Below are 3,176 nucleotides of genomic sequence, written 5' to 3'. Positions count from 1 at the left end.
GCCCACAGGCCAGGGGGTCCCCGCCTCCCCCCCTCACACGTGCGGGTGTTACCGGTGGCGGGGACCCCCTGGCCTGTGGGCCGGGCCACACCGACCCGGACGTGCCGGACACGGAGGGCGCGATAGCCTGACGGCTGGATGGATCTCTTGATACCAAGAGATCGATCAAACGCCCGGGGCCGGGACGCCCCACCGCCAGCTGTCATACGGAGAACGCCATGACTCGCACTCCCGTGAACGTCACCGTCACCGGCGCGGCCGGCCAGATCGGTTACGCCCTGCTCTTCCGCATCGCCTCCGGCCAGCTGCTCGGCGCGGACGTGCCGGTCAAGCTGCGCCTCCTGGAGATCACCCCGGCGCTCAAGGCCGCCGAGGGCACCGCGATGGAGCTGGACGACTGCGCGTTCCCGCTGCTCCAGGGCATCGAGATCACCGACGACCCGAACGTGGCCTTCGACGGCGCCAACGTCGGCCTCCTCGTCGGCGCCCGCCCCCGCACCAAGGGCATGGAGCGCGGCGACCTCCTCGAGGCCAACGGCGGCATCTTCAAGCCGCAGGGCAAGGCCATCAACGACCACGCCGCGGACGACATCAAGGTCCTCGTCGTGGGCAACCCGGCCAACACCAACGCCCTGATCGCCCAGGCCGCCGCCCCGGACGTACCGGCCGAGCGCTTCACCGCGATGACCCGCCTGGACCACAACCGTGCCCTGACCCAGCTGGCGAAGAAGACGGGCTCGACGGTCGCCGACATCAAGCGCCTGACCATCTGGGGCAACCACTCCGCCACCCAGTACCCGGACATCTTCCACGCCACCATCGGCGGCAAGAACGCCGCCGAGACCGTCAACGACGAGAAGTGGCTGGCCGACGAGTTCATCCCGACCGTCGCCAAGCGCGGCGCCGCCATCATCGAGGCCCGCGGCGCCTCCTCGGCCGCCTCCGCCGCCAACGCCGCCGTCGACCACGTCCACACGTGGGTCAACGGCACCGCCGACGGCGACTGGACCTCCATGGGCATCCCGTCGGACGGCTCCTACGGCGTCCCGGAGGGCATCATCTCCTCCTTCCCGGTCACTACCAAGGACGGCTCGTACGAGATCGTCCAGGGCCTGGACATCAACGAGTTCTCCCGCGCCCGCATCGACGCCTCCGTCAAGGAGCTGTCGGAGGAGCGCGAGGCGGTCCGCGGTCTCGGCCTCATCTGATCCAGCCCGGACAGCCCCTCGCGGCTCCGGCGCCCCGCACACGGGCCCCGTTCCGGTTCCGACCGGCACGGGGCCCGTTCCCGTTCCTCGCCCGTCCGCCCCTTTGCCCCTTTGCCCCGTTGTCCCGCTGCCCTGTCCCCCGCGCCCCGGCTCCGCTCCCGTCCGGCGTTTTTCCCCGCCCCCGTTCCCCTCCTCCCCGGTGCACCCATATGCTCCGGTTCACCCCTTTCCTCAGTGATGAGCCGCACTTTCATGACCGATTCGGCATGTACCGGCGGCCGTGGGGCAGGGGCTCACGGTCCCCGGCGGTGACACGCGTGTGACGCAGGGGTTGATCAGGAGCGGAAGGCAGTAAACAACCATGGCGAAGAGCACCGAAACCGCCGCGCAGCGGGCGCAGCGGACCATTCACGCGGGAGGCGAGTGGCTGGCCGCGTCCTCCGGCGCCACCCGCGAGATCCTCGACCCCGCGGACGCCCGGCCCTTCGCCGTGGTCGCGGAGGGCGACGAGCAGGACACCGACCTCGCGGTCGCCGCCGCCCGGCGCGCCTTCGACACGGGCGACTGGCCGCAGACCCCCGTCGCCGACCGCGCCGCCGTGCTGCGCCGCGTCGCCGACCTCCTCGTACGCGACCGCGAGTCGCTCGGCCTGCTGGAGAGCCGCGACGCCGGCAAGACCGTGGAGGAGGGCCGCGTCGACATCGACTGCGTCGCCGACGCCTTCCGCTACTTCGCGGACCTGGTCGCCGGCGAGGGCGCCGGCCGCGTCGTCGACGCCGGATCGCCCGACATCCACAGCGTCGTCGTGTACGAGCCCGTCGGCGTCTGCGCGATGATCACACCCTGGAACTACCCCCTCCTCCAGGCCAGCTGGAAGATCGCTCCCGCGCTCGCCGCCGGCAACACCTTCGTGATCAAGCCCAGCGAGATCACCCCCCTGACCACGATCGCCCTGATCGACCTGCTGGCCGAGGCCGGGCTCCCCGCCGGCGTCGCCAACATCGTCACCGGCCCCGGCCACACCGTCGGCGCCCGGCTCGCCGAGCACCCCGGCGTCGACCTGGTCTCCTTCACCGGCGGTCTGATCAGCGGCACCAAGGTCGCCCAGGCCGCCGCCGTCACCGTCAAGAAGGTCGCCCTCGAACTCGGCGGCAAGAACCCCAACGTCGTCTTCGCCGACGCCTGCGAGACCGAGGAGGGCTTCGACACCGCCGTCGACCAGGCCCTCAACGCCGCCTTCATCCACAGCGGGCAGGTCTGCTCCGCGGGCGGCCGGCTCATCGTCGAGGAGTCGGTCCGCGAACGCTTCGTCGCCGAACTCGTCCGCCGCGCCCGCAGGATCCGTCTGGGCCGCGGTACCGAGGACGGCGTCGAGTGCGGGCCGCTCGTCTCCGAGCAGCAGCGCGCCAGGACCGAGGACTACGTCGCCTCCGCGCTCGCCGAGGGCGCCGAACTGCGCTGCGGCGGCAAGCGCCCCGAGCCGTCGCCCCGGCGTCCCGAGTCCGGCTACTTCTACGAGCCGACCGTTCTCGACCACTGCCACCGCGACATGCGGGTCGTACGGGAGGAGGTCTTCGGACCGGTCCTCACCGTCGAGACCTTCCGTACCGAGGACGAGGCCGTGGCCCTGGCCAACGACACCGAGTACGGTCTGGCCGGTGCCGTCTGGACCGCCGACGCGGGACGGGCCCGCCGGGTCGCGGGCCGGCTGCGGCACGGCACCGTGTGGATCAACGATTTCCACCCCTACCTGCCGCAGGCGGAGTGGGGCGGCTTCGGCAAGAGCGGCGTCGGCCGCGAGCTGGGGCCCGCGGGCCTGGCCGAGTACCGCGAGAGCAAGCACGTCTACCAGAACCTGGCGCCGAAGCCCGTCCGCTGGTTCACCGGCTGACCCGCCCGGTCACCGGCCGACCCGCCCGGTCACCGGCCGGCCCACCCGCGCACCACCCGCACCACCCCACCCGCGCC

2 protein-coding genes are annotated in these 3,176 nt (G+C 72.2%); both read left to right on the top strand.

Translation table 11 applies throughout. The features are described 5' to 3' along the window. Nucleotides 1-218: 218 nt before the first annotated feature. The gene (locus HZS56_RS37565; RefSeq protein ID WP_216725286.1) at nt 219-1,208 is read left to right on the top strand and encodes a malate dehydrogenase; all 990 of its coding nucleotides are present in this window, start codon (nt 219-221) and stop codon (nt 1,206-1,208) included. Nucleotides 1,209-1,569: 361 nt separating this feature from the next. Next, nucleotides 1,570-3,099, top strand: coding sequence for an aldehyde dehydrogenase family protein (locus HZS56_RS37560; protein ID WP_216725285.1), 1,530 nt, complete (start codon nt 1,570-1,572; stop codon nt 3,097-3,099). The last annotated feature ends 77 nt before the right edge of the window (nt 3,100-3,176 follow it).

It is taken from the genome of Streptomyces mayonensis (assembly GCF_018982965.1).
GTDB lineage: Bacteria > Actinomycetota > Actinomycetes > Streptomycetales > Streptomycetaceae > Streptomyces > Streptomyces mayonensis.
The sequence above is the reverse complement of the archived record's forward strand: the minus strand, read 5'-3'. Positions and strand labels throughout refer to the sequence as shown.